At 72.3% G+C, this 1,461-nt stretch carries 1 protein-coding gene and 1 pseudogene; both read right to left on the bottom strand.

All coding sequences use genetic code 11. The features are described from left to right. A partial coding sequence (locus HR086_RS46790) for a hypothetical protein (protein ID WP_174468905.1) occupies positions 1-896 on the bottom strand: 896 nt, incomplete at its 3' end. A gap of 20 nt (positions 897-916) precedes the next feature. Then, positions 917-1,461 (bottom strand): annotated as a pseudogene (locus tag HR086_RS46795) (metalloenzyme); the annotation flags it as partial.

The following is a 1,461-nucleotide window of genomic DNA, read 5'->3' on the forward strand; positions in this document are numbered from 1 at the left end:
GGGGGAGGGATGCCCAGCGGCTCCGGAGTAGGAGGGGGCGCGAGGCGAAGTTGCCTGCCGCCCTTGAATCCGCGCCATTGGATGTAGCGGCGGAAGTCCTGGAGGAAGGTGTCGGGGGAGAGGCCCACGGCCTGGGTGAAGGCCTCGGCGAAGTCGGGCCCCTGGCTCATGGCGTGGAGGATGCCCCGCACCACGGGCTCGCCGTAGCGGCGGGCCAGGAAGGTGAAGGCGTGGTGGGCGGCCCCGTAGACGATGTCGCTCTCGCGTCGGTAGAGGGTGTCGGCCTGGGCCAACGGGTCCGCGCGGGGGTGGGTGCTCCAGTAGCGGGCCAGGTCCTCGAGGGACGTGACGCGGTAGCCCTGCTCGGCGGTGTACGAGGCCATGCCTTCGCGGAACCACAGGGGGATGCGCTTGCGCGTCCAGCCCAGGCGGTCCGAGGCCACCTGGTACATCAGGCTGTGGGTGAGCTCGTGCAGCAGCAGCTCGTCCACCTGGGCCTGGCTTGCGCCCAGGAGCGTCCAGGTGCGGGGGCTTTGGAGTTCGATCTGCTCGTAGCGGGCCCACGCGCGCAGGAAGTCATGGTCCGGGCGGTTGGCGGCGCGCTCCAGGGCGGCGTGGTTGGGGTGGATGATGATGGCGACGGAGTCGTCGAAGGTGCCCCAGCGGGCCATTCGCGGCAGGGCGCGTTCGACGGCGAGGCGGACCTGGGTGGCGGCGTCGGAGTCTCGCGGCTGGAACTCCAGGGTGATGCGCGCTCCGCTGGCGGTGGGCGTACCGGGCTTTCGCATGGCGTCCGTCGGGACGTCCATGGTGGTTCGTCGCGGCGCGGAGCAGCCGGCGAGAAAGCCCAGCACCAGCAGGACCAGGGCGTGGCCGAGGCTCCCCTGTCTTCGCATCCATCCCCTCGTCACGAGCCTCACTCCACCCCGAGCCAGCGCAGCACCGCGCGCCCCACGTCCGCGACGGTGGTGAAGCCTTCGACGTCCGGCGCGGGGGGGCCGAAGTAGAGCACGGGGACGCGGTGCAGGGTGTGTCCTCGCGTGGACAGGTCCTCGACGTTGCCGTGGTCGCTGCACACCATCACCCGGGCATCGGCGGGACGGTGTGCCACCACGGCGCGCAGGAAGGCGTCGAAGGTGTCCAGCGCGGCATGGGCCGCGACGAAGTCCTGCGCGTGGCCGGCCTCGTCCGCGAGGTAGTGCTCGAAGAAGGTGAAGTCCGCGCCCGCGGCCACGCGCCAGAAGATGTCGGCGGCCTCCTCGGGCGTGCGCTCGGGGGCGGGCAGGCCGTAGGCGCGAGCGTTGGCGCCGGTGATGTCCGGGGTGAGGCCGTCTCCGGCCCGGGCGTCCTCCAGGGTGCGCAGGGGCACGGGGCCCGCGGCGAAGGCCAGCTTGGACGCGGAGGGCTTCATGCGGCGCCGGGCCTCGGGGGTCGGAGTGAACTCCGGAGGCAGGGTGGTGG

The organism is Myxococcus sp. CA039A, assembly GCF_013336645.1.
Classification (GTDB): domain Bacteria; phylum Myxococcota; class Myxococcia; order Myxococcales; family Myxococcaceae; genus Myxococcus; species Myxococcus llanfairpwllgwyngyllgogerychwyrndrobwllllantysiliogogogochensis.